This window comes from Bacillus sp. FSL W8-0645, from assembly GCF_038007905.1.
Taxonomy (GTDB): domain Bacteria; phylum Bacillota; class Bacilli; order Bacillales; family Bacillaceae; genus Bacillus; species Bacillus pumilus.
Map to the genome: position 1 here is coordinate 1084714 of NZ_JBBOYC010000001.1, position 20676 is coordinate 1105389.

General features: G+C 41.2%; 25 protein-coding genes. 14 read left to right on the forward strand and 11 right to left on the reverse strand.

Going from position 1 to position 20676, the window contains the following annotated elements; genetic code table 11:
- The first annotated feature begins 210 nt into the window (after positions 1–210).
- The gene (locus NST39_RS05380) at positions 211–1485 is read left to right on the forward strand and encodes a lysine N(6)-hydroxylase/L-ornithine N(5)-oxygenase family protein (RefSeq protein WP_341027411.1); all 1275 of its coding nucleotides are present in this window, start codon (positions 211–213) and stop codon (positions 1483–1485) included.
- A gap of 177 nt (positions 1486–1662) precedes the next feature.
- On the forward strand, positions 1663–2433 hold the full coding sequence (locus NST39_RS05385) for an enoyl-CoA hydratase (protein WP_341027413.1): 771 nt from the start codon (positions 1663–1665) through the stop codon (positions 2431–2433).
- Between the two features lie 31 nt (positions 2434–2464).
- Here NST39_RS05385 and NST39_RS05390 read toward each other — a convergent pair whose 3' ends face one another.
- Positions 2465–2653 carry a YhzD family protein gene (locus NST39_RS05390; protein ID WP_044140677.1) on the reverse strand — a complete coding sequence of 63 codons (189 nt, stop codon included), beginning with the start codon at positions 2651–2653 and terminating at the stop codon, positions 2465–2467.
- Between the two features lie 172 nt (positions 2654–2825).
- Between NST39_RS05390 and NST39_RS05395 the strand changes: the two genes are divergently transcribed.
- From NST39_RS05395 to NST39_RS05410, 4 genes are all read left to right on the forward strand, one after another.
- A complete protein-coding gene (locus tag NST39_RS05395) occupies positions 2826–4040 on the forward strand; it encodes a metallophosphoesterase family protein (protein ID WP_341027416.1) in 1215 nt (404 codons plus the stop codon).
- 16 nt (positions 4041–4056) lie between these two features.
- Complete coding sequence (locus tag NST39_RS05400; protein ID WP_341027417.1) at positions 4057–6846, forward strand: ATP-binding protein; 2790 nt, start codon at positions 4057–4059, stop codon at positions 6844–6846.
- Between the two features lie 62 nt (positions 6847–6908).
- Positions 6909–7853, forward strand: a complete 945-nt coding sequence (gene yhaM, locus NST39_RS05405; protein ID WP_065098931.1) for a 3'-5' exoribonuclease YhaM — start codon at positions 6909–6911, stop codon at positions 7851–7853.
- A gap of 116 nt (positions 7854–7969) precedes the next feature.
- On the forward strand, positions 7970–8200 hold the full coding sequence (locus tag NST39_RS05410) for a sporulation YhaL family protein (RefSeq protein WP_044140681.1): 231 nt from the start codon (positions 7970–7972) through the stop codon (positions 8198–8200).
- A 53-nt stretch (positions 8201–8253) separates the two neighbouring features.
- Here NST39_RS05410 and NST39_RS05415 read toward each other — a convergent pair whose 3' ends face one another.
- Positions 8254–9156: a peptidylprolyl isomerase gene (locus NST39_RS05415; protein ID WP_044140682.1), complete on the reverse strand. Its 903-nt coding sequence runs from the start codon at positions 9154–9156 to the stop codon at positions 8254–8256.
- 161 nt (positions 9157–9317) lie between these two features.
- Here NST39_RS05415 and NST39_RS05420 point away from each other — a divergent pair, with 161 nt between their 5' ends.
- Both NST39_RS05420 and NST39_RS05425 read left to right on the forward strand, forming a co-directional pair.
- Positions 9318–9404: a YjcZ family sporulation protein gene (locus NST39_RS05420; RefSeq protein WP_008361129.1), complete on the forward strand. Its 87-nt coding sequence runs from the start codon at positions 9318–9320 to the stop codon at positions 9402–9404.
- Between the two features lie 145 nt (positions 9405–9549).
- Positions 9550–9639, forward strand: a complete 90-nt coding sequence (locus NST39_RS05425; RefSeq protein WP_017360317.1) for a YjcZ family sporulation protein — start codon at positions 9550–9552, stop codon at positions 9637–9639.
- Positions 9640–9692: 53 nt separating this feature from the next.
- Here NST39_RS05425 and NST39_RS05430 read toward each other — a convergent pair whose 3' ends face one another.
- Together NST39_RS05430 and NST39_RS05435 are read right to left on the reverse strand one after the other, a co-directional pair.
- Entirely contained in the window at positions 9693–9878 is a 186-nt protein-coding gene (locus NST39_RS05430; RefSeq protein WP_072368131.1) for a hypothetical protein, read from the reverse strand.
- 82 nt (positions 9879–9960) lie between these two features.
- Entirely contained in the window at positions 9961–10479 is a 519-nt protein-coding gene (locus NST39_RS05435) for a DUF3267 domain-containing protein (RefSeq protein ID WP_003210901.1), read from the reverse strand.
- A gap of 233 nt (positions 10480–10712) precedes the next feature.
- Here NST39_RS05435 and NST39_RS05440 point away from each other — a divergent pair, with 233 nt between their 5' ends.
- Positions 10713–11060: a YhaI family protein gene (locus NST39_RS05440; RefSeq protein WP_044140684.1), complete on the forward strand. Its 348-nt coding sequence runs from the start codon at positions 10713–10715 to the stop codon at positions 11058–11060.
- Here the strand turns inward: NST39_RS05440 and NST39_RS05445 are convergent.
- Together NST39_RS05445 and NST39_RS05450 are read right to left on the reverse strand one after the other, a co-directional pair.
- Complete coding sequence (locus NST39_RS05445) at positions 11035–11658, reverse strand: HTH-type transcriptional regulator Hpr (RefSeq protein ID WP_044140685.1); 624 nt, start codon at positions 11656–11658, stop codon at positions 11035–11037. The two genes, NST39_RS05440 and NST39_RS05445, sit on opposite strands and share 26 nt — an antisense overlap.
- Before the next feature lie 187 nt (positions 11659–11845).
- Positions 11846–12202: a YtxH domain-containing protein gene (locus NST39_RS05450; protein ID WP_007497160.1), complete on the reverse strand. Its 357-nt coding sequence runs from the start codon at positions 12200–12202 to the stop codon at positions 11846–11848.
- A 128-nt stretch (positions 12203–12330) separates the two neighbouring features.
- Between NST39_RS05450 and NST39_RS05455 the strand changes: the two genes are divergently transcribed.
- Positions 12331–12522 (forward strand): hypothetical protein, encoded by a 192-nt coding sequence (locus tag NST39_RS05455; RefSeq protein WP_003211362.1) that lies wholly within the window; start codon positions 12331–12333, stop codon positions 12520–12522.
- 49 nt (positions 12523–12571) lie between these two features.
- On the opposite strand, the gene NST39_RS05460 is transcribed toward NST39_RS05455, so the two are convergent.
- From NST39_RS05460 to NST39_RS05470, 3 genes are all read right to left on the reverse strand, one after another.
- Complete coding sequence (locus NST39_RS05460; protein ID WP_003212065.1) at positions 12572–13090, reverse strand: tryptophan transporter; 519 nt, start codon at positions 13088–13090, stop codon at positions 12572–12574.
- A gap of 125 nt (positions 13091–13215) precedes the next feature.
- Complete coding sequence (gene serC, locus NST39_RS05465) at positions 13216–14295, reverse strand: 3-phosphoserine/phosphohydroxythreonine transaminase (protein ID WP_341027420.1); 1080 nt, start codon at positions 14293–14295, stop codon at positions 13216–13218.
- A gap of 159 nt (positions 14296–14454) precedes the next feature.
- The gene (locus tag NST39_RS05470; RefSeq protein ID WP_003212458.1) at positions 14455–14883 is read right to left on the reverse strand and encodes an HIT family protein; all 429 of its coding nucleotides are present in this window, start codon (positions 14881–14883) and stop codon (positions 14455–14457) included.
- Between the two features lie 487 nt (positions 14884–15370).
- On the opposite strand from NST39_RS05470, the gene NST39_RS05475 reads away from it, so the two are divergent.
- The 3 genes from NST39_RS05475 to NST39_RS05485 are packed head-to-tail and all read left to right on the forward strand — an operon-like array spanning position 15371 to position 18085.
- Complete coding sequence (locus tag NST39_RS05475; RefSeq protein ID WP_003212171.1) at positions 15371–16111, forward strand: ABC transporter ATP-binding protein; 741 nt, start codon at positions 15371–15373, stop codon at positions 16109–16111.
- On the forward strand, positions 16104–17324 hold the full coding sequence (locus tag NST39_RS05480) for an ABC transporter permease (RefSeq protein ID WP_341027422.1): 1221 nt from the start codon (positions 16104–16106) through the stop codon (positions 17322–17324). The genes NST39_RS05475 and NST39_RS05480 overlap by 8 nt, the downstream gene beginning before the upstream one ends.
- Before the next feature lie 53 nt (positions 17325–17377).
- Positions 17378–18085: an EcsC family protein gene (locus tag NST39_RS05485; protein ID WP_044140689.1), complete on the forward strand. Its 708-nt coding sequence runs from the start codon at positions 17378–17380 to the stop codon at positions 18083–18085.
- A 229-nt stretch (positions 18086–18314) separates the two neighbouring features.
- Here NST39_RS05485 and NST39_RS05490 read toward each other — a convergent pair whose 3' ends face one another.
- Positions 18315–19502 carry a M20 family metallopeptidase gene (locus tag NST39_RS05490; protein WP_341027424.1) on the reverse strand — a complete coding sequence of 396 codons (1188 nt, stop codon included), beginning with the start codon at positions 19500–19502 and terminating at the stop codon, positions 18315–18317.
- Between the two features lie 147 nt (positions 19503–19649).
- Here NST39_RS05490 and NST39_RS05495 point away from each other — a divergent pair, with 147 nt between their 5' ends.
- Positions 19650–19937, forward strand: coding sequence for a hypothetical protein (locus NST39_RS05495; protein WP_341027426.1), 288 nt, complete (start codon positions 19650–19652; stop codon positions 19935–19937).
- A 229-nt stretch (positions 19938–20166) separates the two neighbouring features.
- On the opposite strand, the gene NST39_RS05500 is transcribed toward NST39_RS05495, so the two are convergent.
- Positions 20167–20652, reverse strand: a complete 486-nt coding sequence (locus NST39_RS05500; RefSeq protein ID WP_217012976.1) for an antibiotic biosynthesis monooxygenase family protein — start codon at positions 20650–20652, stop codon at positions 20167–20169.
- Between the last annotated feature and the right edge of the window lie 24 nt (positions 20653–20676).

Genomic DNA, 20676 nt, shown 5'->3' on the forward strand with positions numbered 1-20676 from the left:
TTGTCTTCTTTTCAGCGTGATAGAAAACCTTTGAAGTCTAGGAAGGGTCGAGCACTGGCGCGGAGCGAATTGAACATTCGTGAGCACCAGCGCGCAGACCTGACAACGAATGCGAGGGTTTGTCTACACGCTGAAACACTGCGGTGACGCAGTGTTTTTTTCATTTGTAAAAGGGTATATAAGTGATAAAAAGTTAAAGCAGGTGTACATATGATTGATGTGATCGGAATTGGGATTGGACCTGCCAATTTAGGTTTGGCGGCTTTGTTAGAGGAGTATGAAGATGTTTCATGCTGTTTTTTTGAACAGGAGACTGAATTTGCTTGGCATCCTGGTATGCTGATCAAAGGAACGGATTTACAAGTCTCCTTTTTAGCTGATCTTGTGACGATGGCGAATCCAAGGAGCAGATATACATTTTTAAATTATTTACATGAATCAAATAGACTTCACCGGTTCTATACATTTGAACAGTTTGACATTCCGCGAAGAGAATTCAATGAGTATTTGTCATGGGTCGCAGGTGAATTAGATAGCTGTCAATTTGGGATGAAGGTAGAGGAAGTGACGGACTGCCAAGGTGGTTATCTTGTGAAAGTCCGGCGATTGAAGGATGGATCGCTTTCTGAGTATCGGGCAAAGCATGTCGTGCTCGGAACAGGGAGCAAACCGATGATTCCTGTCGATGTGCCTGATGCTGCACTGCCATATGTGACCCATAGCAGCCGGTATTTAGAGCAGCAGAAAGAACTTCATGAAGCTGAGGCGGTGACGGTCATTGGCTCTGGGCAGAGTGCAGCCGAAATCTTCTTAGACCTGCTTCAGCATCAGAAGAAAGGGCAGCAGCTATCTTGGTTTACGCGATCTAGTGAATTTAGAGAGCTGGAGACGGCTGAGCTTGGTCAGGAGCTGTTTACACCAAAGTACGTTGAATATTTCCATTCGCTTCCTTATGAAGAACGAATGAACACATTGCCTAGGCTGACTGGATTAAGAAATGGGATAGATGCATCGACGCTCTCACGCATTTATCAGGAATTGTATCATCGGTCTGTTTCAGGTGAAGAGCCATCTGTGATTATTCAGCCAATGACCGAGCTTGAAGCCATTCAGGTGGAGGAGAATCAGTCCCTGAAGCTGCACCTAAAGCAGTGGCAGCTAAAGAAAGAAAAGAGTATAACAGTAGATCATGTCGTATTGGCTACAGGGTACAAACCGAATATCCCGGCATGGTTTAGTGCGTATGAACCTTTAATTGAATGGGAAAGTGAAGAGCATTTTAAAGTGACAGAAGACTTCAGGCTTGTGTTCAAAGACAAGTGTCCGCATCATTTCTTTACATTCACGCACCTAGATCACTCTCATGGAACAGCGGCGACCAATTTAAAACTATCCATCTACCGCAACCAGAAAGTGATTCAAACCATTCGTGGGGGCAAAGAAGCGCCAGACAAACAAGAAACAGCCTTTCAGCAATTTGAATAAGAGATGAAAAAGGGCCCCAAGCATAGGGCCCTTTACTATATAAAAATATATTTTTCGTTTCAATAATTATGCTTATTTTGGTATCGACTGATCCTGAAATTTCTTGTGCAGAGGAAAAGGGATTATTCGGGTTGAAATGGAAGTAAGTCATGTGTTTAAAGAAAAGGGGGATGGGTGATGACATATATCAATTGTCAGCTAGACGGGGATATTTTTGAAATCGTTTTCAACAGGCCTGAGGCTTATAATTCATTTCATATGGACATGTTTGCTGAATTCAAAGAGGCATGTGATGCAGCGGAGGAAAGCAGTGCAAAAGTCGTTGTGATCAAGGGCGTGGGAAAAGGGTTTTCAGCAGGCGGAGATATTGGCATGATGCTTAAGCAGGAAAGTGAAGAAGATTTCCATCGTGTGATGGATTTGATCGAGGGGATTACACTTTCTCTAGCTGGTATGAAAAAAGTGACGATTGCTCTTGTCCACGGGTCAGCGGCAGGCCTTGCTTTTAGCTTTGCTTTAAGCTGTGACTACTTGTTTATGCATCAAGATGCAAAGCTCGCCATGAATTTTAATGGAGTAGGCTTAATTCCAGATGGCGGAGGGCACTTTTTCCTTACAAAAAGAGTCAGTGAACAAACCGCGAAACAATTGATTTGGAGCGGACAAAAGCTTCCTGCTGAAGAAGCGCTAAAGCTGGGCCTTGCAGACGGCGTGTTTCAAGAGGAAGTCGATGCGTATCAAAAGGTATGTGTGAAGCCGTTTATGAACATGCCACTTCAAGCATTTATCGAGACAAAGCGAATCTATTTCCAGCAGTCAGAACCTGAGCTGCTAGCCGTTCTTCAAAAAGAGAGGACAGCACAGGCAAGGCTGAGGCAAAGCCATGATCATAAGGAAGGCATTCAGGCCTTTTTAGAAAAAAGACGACCTGTGTTCCAGAATGTATAAACGGATGTGAGGCCGGCGAATGCCGGCTTTTTTAACGTTCAAATAAAAGCAGCTTGCCTGCATCATCAACGAGCCGATGAGAATGCTTCGTGTATTGCTGTTCGATTAAGCGATGGCGGCCTAATTCCTTTGCCTTTTCATCACTATCCGTTGTGATTTTTTCATTTAATAAAGTCTCACCCGATGGGGCAAATACAGTTAAAAAGTATGTCTTCGCCATTCCTCATCTTCCTTTCCTCTACTTTTCTATGTAATTAAACAAGGAATAAGATAAAACCTCTTTTTTAGCCCTTAAAAATGTGTTTTTTAGAATGAGAGTGATAGAACGTGCATTCGCAAAAATGGCATGATAAAATATGGACAATGACAGTATCGGACAAGGAGATAGACGTTTGACTAAGCTCACCTTTATTCATGCCGCAGATTTACATTTAGACAGTCCATTTGCAGGAATGTCGAATATCCCTAGCTTACCCTTTAAGCGGCTCAAAGAAAGTACATTTCAAAGTGCGAAGAATATGTTTGATTTCGCCATTGCTCGAGCAGTAGACTTTGTGCTACTGAGTGGAGATTTATTTGACGAATCCAACCGCAGCCTCAAAGCACAGCTGTTTTTAAGAAATCAGTTTCTAAGACTGCAAACTCAAGGGATTGAAGTCTTTATTATTTATGGTAATCATGATCATTTAAGCGGTGAATGGACACCGGTTGAGTGGCCTGAGAATGTGCACGTTTTTTCAACCAGTACCCCAAGTGAGCAATCCTACTATAGAGGAGATCAGCTTGTCGCAAGTATTTATGGATTTAGCTACAAAGAGCGTGCTGTCTATGAAAATATGACCTCGCATTACGTCAAAACGACAGATGCTGCCTTTCACATTGCGATGCTTCACGGTACATTAGCTGGACAAGAAGGTCATGACGCGTACGCACCTTTTCAGCTTGAGCAGCTCGTTTCCCTAGATTTCGATTATTGGGCGCTTGGACATATACATAAGAGAGCCCTTCTGCATGAAGACCCGTTGATTATTTACCCTGGTAACATGCAGGGCAGACATATAAAAGAAACAGGAGAGAAAGGCTGTTACGTTGTTCAACTCTCCGAGGATTCTGCGACAGCGGAATTTATGAGCTGTGCGGATGTGATGTTTGAGACACTTGCAATAGACATCACAGAGACGGTTCATATGACGGATCTTGTGATACTTGTGGATAACAAAATCAGTGAACTGAAAAAGGATGGCGTCCCTCATTTTGTGAAAATTGAATTGACGGGTGAGGCTCCTCCTTACTTTGAGCATATGCAGCTTGAGTTGCTTGAGGAGCTGATGACCGTTCTTCATGAACAGGAAGAAGATGAAGATGTATTCGTTTGGGTGATATCGATTGATTGCCGAACAAATGAGGAAATCGCCTATCCAGAAGATTCTTTTTTAAAGGAACTCACTGCTGAAATTTCACAGTTTGAGGCATATGAAGAGCTTCTATCACCGATCAAGCGTCACCCAACTTATAGAAAGTCAGGAAAAGCTCTCACAATAGAGGATGAAGTGGATATAAAAGAAGAAGCACAAAGGCTGCTGAAAGAACAGCTAAAGCAATTATGAGAAAAGGAGAGGCACAATGAAAATACGTTCACTCCATATCGCCCATTTTGGGAAATTTTCAAATCGGACCTTTCACTTTTCTGATGACGGTTTTCAGCTAGTTTACGGCCTGAATGAATCGGGGAAAACGACATTGAAAACGTTTATTGAATCGATGTTATTTGGTTTTCCGAAAAACAAGATGTACAAGACGAAACAGGGTTCTTTTTATGGTGGTTCCCTCACTTGCCAAGATGACGAGTTAGGCGTTATTCACATTGAGAGAACATCCGACCGCGGTGGTCAAGCACAGGTGTTTTTACCGAATGGTGAAGTGAAAGACGAGGCTTTTCTACAGACACTTTTAAAGGGAACGGATCGCAGATTATATCAATCAATCTATTCATTTGATGTGTTCGGACTGCAAAATGTCCAAGCCTTAAATCAGGATCAAATAGGCGAATTTCTACTTTTCTCAAGTTTATTTGGCTCAGATGCAGCCAACAAGATGGATAGCAGGCTGCTAAAGCAGCAGGAGCAGCTGTTTAAACCAAATGGCCGCAAGCCTGAATTAAACCAGCAGCTTGGTCATTTAAAAGAGCTGACAGGTCAGCTGAAACAAGCGAGATTGGTAGAAGGCAGCTATACCGAAAAGAAACGGGAGCAATCTGAATTAACGGAGACGATCGAAAAGCTTCAAAATGAAATGAAGCAAGCAGAAGAACACCTTCAGAAACTGACTGAATCCATTCAAGTGTATCCCATGATTGAGAAAAAAGTGGAGTTGAAAAAGGAATTAGCCCGCTTTCCAGACCGGGTCAAACGTTTTAGAGCAGAAACAGAGCATGAGCTGGATAAACTAGAATCACACCTTCACCCGAAAAAGGCTCAATTGACTGCACTGAAACAGAAGTTAGATCATTTGCAAACCTCACTCGTACAAGTTCAACCGCTTTATGACAAGGATACCTTAATGGAAATGAAACGAGTCGTAGATGAAGCATCTAATGCTGAGCTTGTGAAAAAGCGTATAGCAGAGTGTCGAGCAAACCGTGATTCATTGAAACAAAAAATCGACGAAGCGGTAGCAAAGCTAAAGTGGGAGCGCCCGATAAAGCTCGAACAAATCGACGATTCGCTTGAATTTGAGTGGGAATTAAAGGAGTCTGTCACTCAATACGTTCGTCTCATGGACAGAAAGGCGCAGTTAGATGAACGATTTGATCACGCAAGACATGAGCTGGACGAAGCAGAAGCCGCGCTAAAAGGATTAAAGGAACAACAAGTGAGACTGCGCGGAGCAGAAGATGATGCGAAGGAGACAAGATCGAAAAAGAAACCGGTTTATTCCCTGACGTCATTATTCCGAGGCTTGATCGCATTTGATGTGGTGTTTCTGTTTGTTCTATTCTTTTTAACAGAGTGGTGGATCACGTTCTTGTTTGCGGGATTTTCTGTTTTTCTCTTCTTTGTCATTTACTCATTCAGTCAAATGAGCCCTATGAAACAAAGAAGTGGCGAAGACGCCTTAGATTCCTTTCAAGTGCAGGCAGCTTCAACTGAAACACTTATGAGGCAGAAGGAGCTGCTGTACGAAAGAATCATCCGACAATATGAAGACTGGGAGCTAGAGCTAGAGCCTGTCCAGCAGCAAGTAGAGGAAAAGAAGAGACAGCTTGGCTTGTCGTCAGAGCTTTCTTTCCTAGTCGAGGCCTTCCATATTCTAAAACAATTAAAAATGAATACAGCGGCATATGAGGAGCTTCAGCGTGAAATAGATATGCTCTCCGATAAGCAATCAGTTTATGAGCGCAAGGTTTCAGCGTTAAGTAGTATTTGTCAAAAAAAGGAAGTAACGATTCAGGAGAATATTTCAGCCTTTCAAGAGATATTGAAAGATGAGGCGAAAAGAGAAAAAGAACGCCAGACATTACATGTATCCATTCAACATGCGATGCAGCAGCTCTCGACACTAGAAGGTGAAATTCAATATTATGAAAAACAAACTGACGAGCTTTTTCGTCAAGTAGAAGCAAAGTCCAAAGAAGATTACCAAGTGCTTTCTCATCTATCGAAAGAATACCGGGAACGGCTTTCTGAGCTGCAGCAGCTGAATCAAGAGCTTCATAGAAGCGGTTGTTTTGATGAGGAGGAATGGATTGTTCATAAAGGACTACCTCTCCTTGAGGAGGAGTGTGCAGAAGCAAAGCAGCACCTTCATGACGTTCAATTGAATGCGGAGAATATGGAAAAGCGTTTAGCAGAACTAGCAGTGGAAATCCGGCAAATAGAAGCTTCTGGAACAGTGTCTGAATTGACTCATCAGCTTGCCGCAGAGCAGGAGCATGCGAAGCACCTCGCAAAAAAATGGGCGGCCATTCAGCTTGTCCGCTCCGTCATACGAGAAAAATTGAATGAGCATAAAGAAACAAGGCTGCCTGCATTGCTTCAAACAGCCTCTAGTTTTATTCAACCGTTAACAAATGATCGTTATGAAGCGATTTTATTTTCACCTGAAGATGACTTGCTCATGGTGAAAAGAATGGATGGACGAATATTCCGTCCAGAGGAGCTTTCACAGGCAACGTGTGAACAGATCTATCTGGCGATTCGTTTTGCGCTTGCTTTGTCTCATCAGCGAGATTGTCAGCTTCCGTTTATGATGGATGACAGCTTTGTTCATTTCGATCACGTTCGTCTAGGCAGAGTGCTGGAGATGATGAACGAGCTCACACGTTTTGAAACACAGCTGTTTTATTTCACCTGTCATGAGCATATGAAGCAAGCGGCAGAAGATGGACAGGTTACGAGTTTAGCAGTTGAATGATTGACAAATAATGACTTATGTTATACTTATATGAGCAGAAACATGGAAGGAGCTTTTATTGAATGGCTAAAGGGATCATGACCTATGATGTCGGCGAACAAGTTGACCTGCATTTATTAATTAAATCATCTACTAAAGGGATTGCGAGTAATGGCAAACCATTTTTAACGTTAATTCTTCAAGATCAAAGTGGAGATATTGAGGCGAAACTATGGGATGCGAAGCAGAATGATGAACAAACCTATGCCGCGCAAACCATTGTGAAGGTAGTAGGCGATATTCATCATTATCGCGGGAGGAATCAGCTGAAACTTAGGAATATACGCCCTGTTGCTGAAAATGAGCAAATTCGAATTGATGATTTTCTCGAAACAGCTCCTATTCCAAAACATGATATGATGGATACGATTATGCAATATATCTTTGATATGAAAAACCCTAATTTACAGCGTGTCACAAGGCATTTGCTGAAAAAATATGGACAGGAATTCGCTGACTATCCAGCAGCAACAAAAAACCATCACGAATTTGTCTCTGGTCTTGCTTATCACGTAGTGTCCATGCTGCATTTGGCTAAATCGATTGTTGATCTATATCCATCATTAGATCGAGATCTTTTATATTCAGGCATCATTCTTCATGATTTAGGAAAAGTCAAAGAGCTTTCAGGCCCAGTCTCAACCACCTATACGGTGGAAGGGAATTTAATCGGTCATATTTCGATTATGGTGACAGAAATTGCGAAAGCTGCAGAAGAGCTTGGTATTGACTCAGAAGAAATTCTGATTTTACAGCACTTAGTACTGAGTCATCATGGAAAAGGAGAGTGGGGCAGCCCGAAACCACCAATGGTGAAGGAAGCCGAAATTCTCCACTATATTGATAATTTAGATGCGAAGATGAATATGATGGATCGTGCGCTTGAGCATGTGAAACCAGGAGAATATACAGAACGTATTTTTGCGCTAGAGAATCGTTCATTTTATAAACCAACCTTTCACGAATAACCATGTCAAAACGTCCGCTTCTGCGGGCGTTTTTTTCATAACTTGTCTTCTTTTTGCATAAGCATGTAACACAAGGGAAGAGAGAGCTGTTCTGAAAAAAAGGAGGCGATGAAAAAATGTTGTTTTTTCCATGGTGGGTGTATGCATGTATCATTGGCATTATTTTCTGTGCGTATAAATTAATGACAACGGCCAAAGAGGAGCAAGAGATTGATCAATCCTTTATTGAAAAGGAAGGAGAAATTTTTATCGAGCGAATGGAGCAAGAAAGAGAGCGCAGACGTCAGGGGCAGCAAATGAAAAGATCCCAAGATACGGCGGCACATGAAGATCACTCGATTGCTTAATCAGGTGATATAAAAACCCCACTGCCCAATCACGGCAGAGGGGTTTTTTGCGATTACTGGTTTTGTTGAGATTGTTGATTTTGTGCAGGTTGTTGATCTTGTGCAGGTTGTTCAGATTTTTCTTTGAACGTGTTTTCAAGCTCTTTATCTTTTACTTTCACATCTGCATCTTTCACCAATTTGTTTAAGATGGTTTGGATTTCATTTGTGTCTGCTTGTTTTTGATTAAGTAGTTCTTTTTTCAAGTCTGCTTTCATGTCATCGTATTTACCGCGTTCTTCGGTCTTTTTAATGATATGGTAGCCGAATTGTGATTTCACTGGTTTGCTGATTTCATTCACTTTTAGTTTAAATGCAGCTTTACTGAAGTTCTCGTCCATTTGACCTTCTTTTGCGAACCAGCCTACATCTCCGCCTTGTGCAGCTGAAGCGGTATCAGTTGAATATTCAGACACAACAGCATCCCATTTTTCACCTTTATCTAATTTCTTTTCCACTTCGTCAGCTGTTTTCTTATCAGCTACTAAAATGTGGCTTGCGCGGATTTTCCCTTTTAGGTCATCGTAATACGCTTTTACTTCTTTATCAGTGATTTTGATGTTAGCTTTGGCAGCCTTTTGAGTCAGCAGCTCATATTTCACTTGATCTTTGATGTAATCTTTTCCGAATTCATCTTGAAGTTGTTTTAAACGATCTTCACCAAGTGTCTTTTTATATTCTTCCATTTTCTTATCAATTTCTTTATCAGATACTTTGTATTTGTCAGCAAGAACCTTTTGTTGAACAAGTAGATTTAAAGCATCTCCACCTGCTTGTTTCTTAAGAGTCGTATAAAGCTCTTCTTTTGTGACATCTCCTGATTTTGTTGTTGCGATGACATCTTTATCACCACTACTGCATGCGCCAAGAGTTAAAACACTAACTGCTGTTACAGCTGCTAAAGCCATTTTTTTCATTCAAAAAACACTCCTAATCTTTCCAATTTATTTATCATTGCTTGTATCATAACATATTGTGACACGCTGTAAAAAGAAATGCAAATGGAAGGGCATTCGTCTAGTCAAAAATTTGCGCGCTACATACACATATAGTGATCACAAAAAGGAGGCTGAATTATATGGGAGCAGGATATTCTAATGGGTTTGCTTTATTGGTCGTGCTATTCATTTTGCTGATCATCGTTGGTGCAGCATATCTTTACTAATTAAATCGCTGTGACAGAAAGGAGCCGTCCTGCCATGCGTGCGGGCGGTTCTTTTTTCAAACGATGACAGGTGCCTAAACGTTTTCAATTTTATAGCATACACTGAGCTTAGAACAGAGGAAGAACTGGCAGGAGGTGTTTTTACATGGGAGGAGAAGTCTTCGCTGGCGGTTTTGCACTAGTCGTCGTGTTATTCATCTTATTGATCATTATCGGTGCATCTTGGATTTGCTAATTAATCAATATACACAAAAAGCTGCCCTCAAACTGGCAGCTTTTGCTTTGATCTTAAATAGATATGGTAATTTCAACAAATGATGAGATCAGTAAGATCAGTATCGATACATTGATAAAGCGAAACACCTTATCTTGCCGTTCTTCAGGAATCTCTCTGACAAGGCATAATGTATTAGTAAGCCTGTTTATTGAATACACAATAAACGCGGCAAAGACGATGAAGTAAAATAAAACTATCGGAGATCCCCCCTCTCTATGCTATTCCCATACTACATTACCAAATTTTTTATGAAAAAGATAGAAGTTGGCTTTAAAAACCTCATGATGAGGATGTTTGGTCAACTAAAATATCAAACTCGTCTTGGGCTTGATCGATGATGCAGGATTTAGGTGCTTTGAGCAGTTTCCATGCAAATAAAAAGTCAGGCAAACAATAGCCTGCATGAATACTTGCGATGATGATAAAATAGTGTGCATACATTGGAAACGCCACACCTAACACAAAGTAAACCGGTGAAATCACACAAAATGGACTGAGAAGTGAATAAAGCATGATGTTCTTTGGTACACGTTGCCAGCAATTTCGTTTAAATAGCGTCATTTTTTTCTTGTTTTTCATCACTGGGATCAAGTGAACCACACGGTGGACAAGCAATGTCACAAGTAAAAGCATAGCAAAAAGCGGTGCGTTGTGACTGCTTAGTCTCGTTTCAGGATGAGTCAGTTGAAAACATAAAAAAGCCGTAATGAAAAAAAGTATAGCAAGGCTGATGGCTGAAATCAGCAGTCTTGTATAACCATAATCCTTTTCAAGATTAATGGTCTTCCAACAATTCATTTTTCATCCTTCCAATCTTAAAAAACTAATTGAATATCTCAAGATAATTTACTCTTCCTGAAGATAAAAATCAATGGTTTTCATGAAAAAAAATAAAATGTTGTGTTCATATGGAATAAAGAGAGGAAACTTTGGATTTTTCAAGAAAAAAAGACAGAAGAGGGAGGTTCGTCTCTTTCGTCAATGAGTAATTTCGGCTAGAATAGAAAGACTAAGAGAAAGAGGGAACGTACATGAGTATTGAGGAACGAATGAGCCAGCTCGAATATTATATGGAACTTTTGCTGACGGCGACCGATATGAGCCGTTATCCATATTATGCATTATTGATTAGGCAGCGGGTATCGAAAGAAGAGGCGCAGGAAATTGAGCGTATTTGTGCTGAGCTTTCAGAGGAAATGGACAAGCAAAAAGCACAAGGCTACGTCATGTTTGACGATATGCTTGCGCTTTTTGCAGGACAGTTAATTGAAAAGCTGGATGTGCATGAGACGATATTTGCATTGCATGATCAAGGGCTGTTTCAGCCGTTGATGAATGAATTTATAAAGATCATTAAACAATTTGATTTGCTTTATTAGCCGCTTTTTCTGCTGCATCAGCTGAGTCTTCAAGTTCCTCAGGTTTTTTCGTGACTTTTCCTCGCTCATTCAAAAAGTCCTTCTCAATGTTTGAAAACGATTTCTCAAAAATCTCCATGAAGTCCTCACCATAGATGTTTCGGATAATACACATCATTTCTAAAATCTCAGGGAACTTTCCGTAAATGTCATGAAGCGGCTGTGCGCCTTTGACAATACCAGTTCGTGCCGGGTCATAATCTTCGAGTAGTTTATGGAATGTCTCTTCGCCTTTTGGCGTTAGCTCAATATACGTATTGCGTTTATCGTTTAACTTTTTAGAAAATTTTAAAAATCCTCGTTCCTCGAGTTTCTTGGAGAAGTTAAACGCCGTTGATACATGCATGACGCCAAACTTTGCAATTTCTGATATTGAAGCTCCTTTTAATTGATACGCAATCCACAAAATATGATGTTCATTGATATTTAGGTTATACGGTTTGATCCACTGCTGCCAGTCCTTTTCAATGGATTTCCAAAGAGCTTTGCTCAATTGGGCCATTCTTTGACTGAATAAAAGTGCTTCTTTTACATCGAAAGGCTGTTCCGAATGATTCATCCATTTCACCTACTTCTCTTTTTCTTGTAATTCTATTATGCCAATAAAATAAAGATTAATAAAGCTGAAAATTCAAGAATTTTTAAAACTCATGAAAAACATTGACAAAATAACCTTTTTTCAACAAAAAAAGTGCGGGATACGCACCCCGCACACTTTTGTAAACGAATATTTTTTCTTGAGTATATTAGTTTTGTAAGGTTTTCTCCAATTGCTTGAGTTTTTCCTCAATTTCCTGAATTTCCTTTTGCAAGTCCTGCTGGTGAGGTTTGATTTCTTCACGCCATTGCTGAATCGATGTTTGTAATTCAGTTCCGACTTCTTTAATGACCTCTGCGCTTTCTTTTGCTGTTTCAACAATTTGTTCTTTTAAAGCTTGTCCATCTCTTTTTAATCTTGTCAGCGTATCTTCAAATTTGTCATAGCCGTCTTTCATCTTTCCGCGCACATCTCTGCCAGAAGAGGGAGTCGTCAGGAGCACTGCCGCACCTCCGAGGAGACCGCCTACAAATAATCCTGTTAATAAAGAACGTCCACTAGCCATTCAAATCACCTCTAGTCAAATTTTACACATTCGCATGTTCTCTCTGAGCTGACGATCAGCTTCATTGAACTTCCATACATAGCTTGCTTTATTTTAGCATACTTTTGAAGAAAAGGGAGGGGAGAAGGTTGTCTGTCTTTCTGTTCGTTTTTACGTGTATCGGTGTCGTTTTTACAGGTGGTTCTATTCATTATGCAAGACAGCTGGGGTATGCAGGGTCTTATCCACCAAAACATGTATTAAAGCAAAAAGCACTTGTGTGTGCGGCAGGTGCAGGAATTTCGCTCCTCATTTTGCTGCTGACCCTTTTTCTTTTATAAAAGCATGAAAAAAACCTCTTCATCTATTATGAAGAGGTTCGATTATTCGTTAAGCAACTTCTATCATTCTTGCACGTCTAAGAATGGACTGAGCAATTGGGAAGACAAATACCATGGCAATGGTATTAATCACGGCTGCTGGCAGGACGACGCCTACAAGAAGTGCCGGTAATGCAGCTGGCAGTCCAGTGATCAGTAATGCGGCAGATAGGAAAATCACGCCGGATACGATGGTTCCAATCGCAGTTAATACAGCGGTCAGCACTACTTTGTTCTTTATCTTCATGCAAGATAAGAAAAGGGCTAAGAAGATAAAGGCTGTCACTGGTTTATCAATCATATTTGGAATTTGTCCGCCTGGGAAACCCGTTGTTAATGCAGAAATGGCGCCTGTTACGAGGGCAATAACCACTACATGCTGTACCTTTGGGAAAAGGATGATGCTTAAAAACATCATGACCAGCATCATATCAGGTTTCATTCCGAAAAAGATGGGCGGGAAAATCGTATGCAAAACAGCTCCCATTGCTGCAAGCAATGACATAATAACTAATTCTTTTGTTTTCATTTCTATGCTCTCCTCTGCTAAGCTCTTAGAACTCTCCAATAATATGGCTCATCATTTATTGCAAGAGTCATCACTTTATATTTCTCGTTATTATACCAAATTTATTTCTCTATAGAAAAGCTTTTTCACTCATTTTCTTGCTGGAACTTTTTCATAAAGTCCGCAAGCTTTTGGCAGTCTTCAATCGATACCGCATTGTAAATAGATGCTCTGCATCCACCGACAGAACGGTGGCCGGCAAGTCCAACCATTTGTTCCTGCTTTGCTTTCTCTACAAAGGAAGCAGTGAGCGCATCATCACGAAGGGTAAATGTGACATTCATATGCGACCGGCTGTCAGCACGCGCATGTCCTTTGTAAAAACCGCCGCTTTGATCAATTGTGTCATAGAGAATGCCTGCTTTTTGTTCATTGCGTTTTTCCGCTGCTTCTACGCCGCCAGCCTGTTTGACATGCTCAAGGACAAGAGACAGCATATAAATCGCAAAAGTCGGTGGTGTGTGATAAAGAGAGCCAGCTTTTGCGTGTGTTGAATATTTTAATATTTTCGGTGTGCTGCTTTTCTCTTTTTCTAATAAACGTTTGCGCGCGATCACAATCGTGATACCAGAAGGCCCTAAGTTTTTTTGTGCCCCAGCATAAATGAGATCAAATTGAGAAACATCGATTTTTTTGCTGAGAATATCACTAGACATATCCGCAATGAGTGGTAATGATGTACCAGGGAACGTTTTCCACTGAGTGCCGAAGATCGTATTGTTTGATGTGATGTGTAAGTAAGCGCCATCTGTTAAACCGGAGGCATCTACTTCTGGAATATACGAGTAGTTGTCGTCTTCACTTGAAGCAAACACAGATGTTTCACCAAACCCTTTTGCTTCTGATAATGCTTTTTCTGACCAAGCGCCTGTTTGAATGAAATGAGCCGTTTCGTCTTCATGTAAGAAGTTCATAGGAATCATCGCAAATTGAAGGCTAGCTCCGCCCTGTAAAAAGAGGACTTCGTAATCTTCAGGAATGTCCATCAGTTCCACCAACAGTGCTTTTGCTTTATTGTGGACTTCTTCATATTCACCGCTGCGATGAGACAGCTCCATCACAGACATTCCAGTTTGTTTAAAATCAACAAGTTCTTCCTGTGCCTTTTCAAGCACTTCTAGCGGCAGTGCCGCCGGACCAGCATTAAAATTCGTCGTTCGCTTCATCACAATCTCTCCCTATTTCTCGCGTTAATGGATCAAAAGATAAAACCATCCTATCACAAATTTGAAGCAATTGGACAAAAAATTTGAATCGTTCTAAATATCTTACTATTAAGAAATGAAGGGGATAAAAAGGGGTGGAAATGAGAAAAACCTCATCTATTAAGATGAGGTAAGCCGCGTATGAATGGCAGAAGAAATCTCTTTTAAATCCTCTGACGTGTATTGATCTTGATGTGATTTCCATACAGCACCAAAGCCATCGCCTTTGCCGTAGCGCGGAATGATATGCATGTGGTAATGGAACACAGATTGTCCGGCTTTTTCGCCGTTGTTGTTTAAAAGGTTTAATCCAATGGGTTCAAATTCCTGTTTGATGGCTCTTGCAATTTTCGGAATCGCCTGGAAGTAGTGATTAGACACTTCTGGTGTCATTTCGTAGATATTTTCTTTATGTATTTTCGGGATTACGAGGGTATGCCCTTTTGTTACTTGGCTAATATCTAGAAAAGCCAATACATGCTCGTCTTCATATACTTTTGCACATGGAATGTCTCCATCAATGATCTTGCAAAAAATACAATCGCTCACATCATGTCACTCCTCAATCATTTTCCTTCATCGTATCACAAAAATGAGCAAAAAAGAAAACAGGACAAGCGAACTCCTTTGGTCGCTCATCCTGCTCCTGCAGAAGAAATGCTGATGCTTTCATTCGATATGCCTTTTGAATTCTCTATTTACTGAAATAAAGAATTCATATGCCTGCTATTTCTGCCGTAAACACCTCATTTGACGTTTTGGTTTGTCGTATACATATTGTATAGGACACAAAAATCAAGAATCAGTGAAGCAAAACAGAAGCTAAGGTTTTTAGATGAAAAACCAACTTGTCATGCGGTTCTTTGCCTTTAACAAACACCTCATTTACTTATTGGTCATCAAGTTCATTTCTTCTACAAACAATATGATGACCAAGATGCCTATTTTTTATTCATGACTTGTTTATAGGTAAACATTTCAAATTACCTTTCGTTTTTGTTACTATAAAGGAAAAACGAAAGAAAGGAACGAATTCATGTCCCTTCTCACTGTAAAAGATGTAACGGGTGGATATACGAAGAATCCCGTTCTAAAAAATATCTCATTTGAATTAGAAAGAAATCAAATCGTCGGTCTTATCGGTTTAAACGGGGCGGGGAAAAGCACAACCATTCGCCATATCATCGGACTCATGAAACCGCATAAAGGTGTCATTGAGTTGAATGGACGAACCCTTCAAGATGATCAAGAGGCGTATCGCTCGCAATTTACATTTATTCCAGAAACACCTGTATTATATGAAGAATTAACTTTAAAAGAGCATTTAGAGCTGACAGCGATGGCTTATGGACTATCAAAAGAACAATTAGATGAGCGTCTGCCGTCATTGCTGAAAGAATTTCGAATGGAGAAACGTTTGAAGTGGTTCCCTGCTCATTTTTCAAAAGGAATGAAGCAGAAGGTCATGATTATGTGTGCGTTTCTTGTTGAACCAGAACTGTATATCATCGATGAACCGTTCTTAGGGCTCGATCCTCTTGCGATTAATGCACTGCTTGAACGGATGAATGCTGCAAAGAAAAACGGCGCTAGTGTCCTGATGTCAACGCATATCTTGGCGACAGCAGAACGCTATTGTGATTCCTTTATTATTTTGCACGAAGGGGAAATTAGAGCGAAAGGAACACTGACAGAGCTGAGAGAACAGTTCAATATGAGAGATGCGACACTCGATGATCTTTATTTGGAATTAACAAAGGAAGAAAGCTATGAGTAAAACGACGCAAAGCATTTGGAAATCCCGGTTAGCGGAACACATACAAGATACAAGAAAATATTTAAAATACATGTTCAATGATCATCTTGTCATTGTGCTCATTTTTTTCCTTGCAGGCGGAGCGAGCTGGTATAGTAACTGGCTCAAACAAATTCCAGGTCATTTTCCTTCCTACTGGGTCATGGCAGTTGTTTTCTCATTGGTGCTGACAAGCTCTTACGTGCGGACGTTGATCAAAGAAGCAGATCTTGTGTTTTTGCTTCCTTTGGAAGGGAAGATGGAGCCTTATTTAAAACAAGCTTTTAACTTTAGCTTCATTTCTCAGCTGTTTCCTCTCATTGCCGTATCCATTGTCGCACTCCCGCTTTATTCGGCGGTGTCTTCAGGCGGCATCAAGATGTATGTGCTTATATTGGCGCAAATGATTTTGATCAAGGGTCTGAATACAGCGATTCAATGGAGAATGACGTATTTTCAAGGAAAACAGATGAGGTGGCTTGATGCAGTCCTTCGTTTTCTATTGAATATGATTTTAATCTATACCGTTTTACAGGCATCTTATGCAATCGCAATCGTTTTTTATCTCATCTATGGTGTCTATCTCGTTTACTTAACCAATGCAGTCAAAAAGCAGCCTTTTCAATGGGAATTGCATATTTCTGACGAATTAAAACGAAAACAGCGTTTTTATCGTTTGGCCAATTTATTTACAGATGTGCCTCATTTAAAGAAACAGGTGAAAAGAAGAGCCTATATGGACTGGCTTTTGCAGTTTGTTCCGTATGACCAGCGTAAAACTTTTTCTCACATGTATGTGAGGGCATTTTTACGATCAAATGACTATTTTGGTCTCGTGTTTAGGCTAACTGCCGTGTTTGTGCTGATTATTTTGTATACAGGTGCAGCAGGCTGGGTGGGTGCATTGCTTGTCTTGTTCACCGTGTTTATCACAGGTGTCCAGCTTGTGCCGTTAACGAAGCACTTTGCCCATCTTTCATTACAGGCACTTTATCCTGTTGCTCAGCAAGAAAAGGATCGAAGCTTTTTTGTTCTCGTCCGTAACGTGCTCATCATCCAGTCGATATTGCTGAGCTGTTCAGTACTACCGGCAGGAGGATGGCAGGGAAGTGGTCTTGCCCTTCTGATTTCACTGGCATTTGTGCTTGTCCTCTTCAAGCCTTACGTACTCAGTCGATTAAAAAAGATGCGATAAGCAGAGATATGTTTCTGACAGCGAGCGTATGATGACATCAAGGAGGGGACCGGATGAATGCAGCTGAACGGGAGTTATATGAAGAAGCCATTCTTTTTCAAACACGATTTTTAAGAAGACCTTCAAAGGTTGAACGGTTTTCAAAAGGAGTTCAGCAGCAGGTGAACCGCCGAATCCCTGCCAGGTTTCATCAAGTCATCACAAGTGCGGTCAAAACAATGGTTGAATCCACCGTATCAGGATCTCACTTCACTTCATTTTCAGTCATTGATGAGCAATTATCCATCATTGAGCGAAATGAACTCGCAAAGGAGAAAGTGAAGTACTATCAAAAGGCAGCTGCGATCGAAGGAATTGGAACAGGTGCAGGTGGTATTTTGCTCGGTATGGCAGACTTTCCGCTGTTGCTTAGCATCAAGATGAAATGTCTTTATGAACTGGCATGTATTTATGGCTTTGATTTGTCTCAAAAAGAGGAAAGACTCTTTTTGCTCTGTATATTTCAACTCGCCTTTTCCGGCAGTACACATCGTCAAAAAATGATGAGCATCATTGATAATTGGGAAACGAGCCGTGAGAAAATGGATTGGTACAGCTTTCAGCAGGAGTATCGAGATTACATTGACCTAGTGAAGCTGTTTCAATTAATGCCGATTGTCGGAGCCGCTGTTGGCGGTGTGGCAAATCATCATCTGACAGGACAGCTCGGAGATGTCGCTCGTCATGTGTTTCACTTACGGGTGTTGAAAGAAATGAAATAGAAAAGCCGCTGTTGCCAGCGGCTTTTTAGATTGTTGACAAAGTGCTAAAATGATGTTTATTTTAGCACTTTGTCTTCTTTTCAGCGTGATAGAAAACCTTTGAAGTCTAGGAAGGGCGAGCACTGGCGCGGAGCGAATTGAACATTCTTGAGCACCAGCGCGCAGACCTGACAACGAATGCGAGGGTTTGTCTACACGCTGAAAAGCCGCTGTTTGCCAGCGGCTTTTTCTATTCATCGTAGGAAAGGACAGCACGGGCGAGAACCTTTGCTGCGATAGGCATTGCTTTTTCGTTGATATCAAACTTAGGGTGGTGATGGGGATACGTGTCTTCGCTGTTTTCCGGCATGGCGCCTGTGTAAAAGAAGGTTCCAGGGACATGCTGAAGGTAGTAAGCAAAATCTTCTCCGCCCATTTGGGTTTCGGCTTCTATTACTTCTGTGACACCATCTGTTTGTTTTGCGATGTCAGCAATAAATTCAGTTGGCTTTGGATGATTTTTGACAGCAGGGTATCCTCTCACATATTCATATGTGTAGCTTGCATCATGCATGTCGCACACCCCTTTTACGACCTGTTCAATTTCTCGTTCGATGGTGTGTCGTGCACTCTCTTCAAAGGATCGTGCAGTACCAGTTAAAACTGCTGAATCTGCAATGACGTTAAAAGCATTCTCTGCCACAAAACCTCCAACAGATACAACAGCAGAATCAACTGGATTGACTTTACGGGCAACGACTTGCTGCAAGTTTGCGACGATTTGTGAACCGATGAGTACAGCATCTTTCGTTAAGTGAGGCTGGGCACCGTGTCCGCCTTTCCCCTGAACTCGGATAGAGAAGCGGTCGGCAGCTGCCATAAAGTTCCCGCTTTTATAAAGAACCGTGCCACAAGGCTCTGGAGACCAAAGGTGCGTCCCGAATATGACATCGACACCGTCTAAGCAGCCGTCTTCAATCATTGGTTTTGCACCGCCTGGCGCATATTCTTCTGCGTGCTGATGAATGAGGACGATTTTCCCTTTTAATTGATCACGGTGCTCATTCAAAATTTTCGCTAAGACAAGTAGTGTCGCTGTGTGCCCATCGTGTCCGCAGGCATGCATCACACCGGGCTTTGTCGATTTGTAAGGCACTTCCTTTTCATCATGGATAGGAAGTGCATCGAAATCAGCCCTGAGGGCAATCGCCGGGCCCGAAGAAGCTCCTTCGATAAAGGCGAGTACACCATGGCCGCCCACCTGTGTACGTGTTGGTATATGTAATCTGTCATAGTAGCTGGCGATGAAAGCGGCTGTTTCTACTTCCTGGAAAGAAAGTTCAGGATTCATGTGGAGATGGCGTCTAATTTCAACCATTTCCTCATAATGTTCATCAAGACGTTCATTGATGCTGTTTTGTAAAGTGGATATTGTCATTGATTTGAAAACCTCCTTCATGCTCTTTTACTGATTGTATGGTAATTGTTAGAATCTTTCAACAGAAGAGGATGTTGTTTGCGCATCAAAAGGTCATTTTACATAAAAGTCGAAGTTGCTATGAAGCGGGGAAAGGGAGGAATTGTATTGGGAAGCTGTCCAAATTGTTCAAAAGCGTTTTCTTTCGTTGAAAAGTTTCATTTATCACATACGAAAATGATGATGTGTCCAAGCTGTCGGCATCAAATCAAAGAAACCATTGTATCAAAAATGAGTTTTTTCATGATCTGTTTGATTCCGCTATTGGTGATGCTCATTCAATTGAAAGGGGCTTCACCTATGTTGAAGTGGCCGATCTTATTAGGATGGATCCTATTGAATTTCTATGTACTTCAGCCGATCATTCATCGGTACGAGCTGACATCACGACGATAAAATGAAGAGCCCAGCGATTGAGCTTTTCAGCGTGTAGACAAACCCTCGCATTCGGTGTCAGGTCTGCGCTCCGGTGCTCGTCCTTCCTAGACTGCAAAGGTTTTCTATCACGCTGAAAAGAAGACAAAGGGCTAAAATAAATATCATTTTAGCCCTTTGTCAACAATCTGAAGAGCCCAGCGATTGGGCTTTTTTTCATGAAAAAAGAAGTACTGAAAGCAGCACTTCCTTAATTGTCTGTAACGGCATGATAGGATGTGAGATAAGCAGGACGAGAGAAGATGGAGCCAGTATCATCGTTTGGCTGAAAGAAAGCTTCTGATTCTTGAAAGTCTTCAAATAAGTCCTCTGATTCCCAGAGTGTCATAATCAAATACACTTCTTCATCTTTTTTCGGTCTTAACACTCGAAGAGCCTTGAAGCCCCGCTGATGTTCTGAGATGTTCGTCTTCTTCTGAAAAGTAGATTCAAACAGTGCTCTACTTTCAAGCTTCACAGGGATATGATTCAAGGTGACGAAGCCAGGTTGGACTAGCTCGCCTTTCGCATAAATCACATCATAGGCATGAGGGGCTTTAAAAACAGTCTCACCCTCCGTCTCATGGAAAAGAGCTGCTTGTTCTTTTCCGACCATATAAAGCAGATTTTCCTGATCGTGTTTTTTTGCGATTTTATGCAAGAAATCTGCTGTTCCATAAGTCATATAGACATTCATCTAAACCGCCTCCTGCTTGATAGT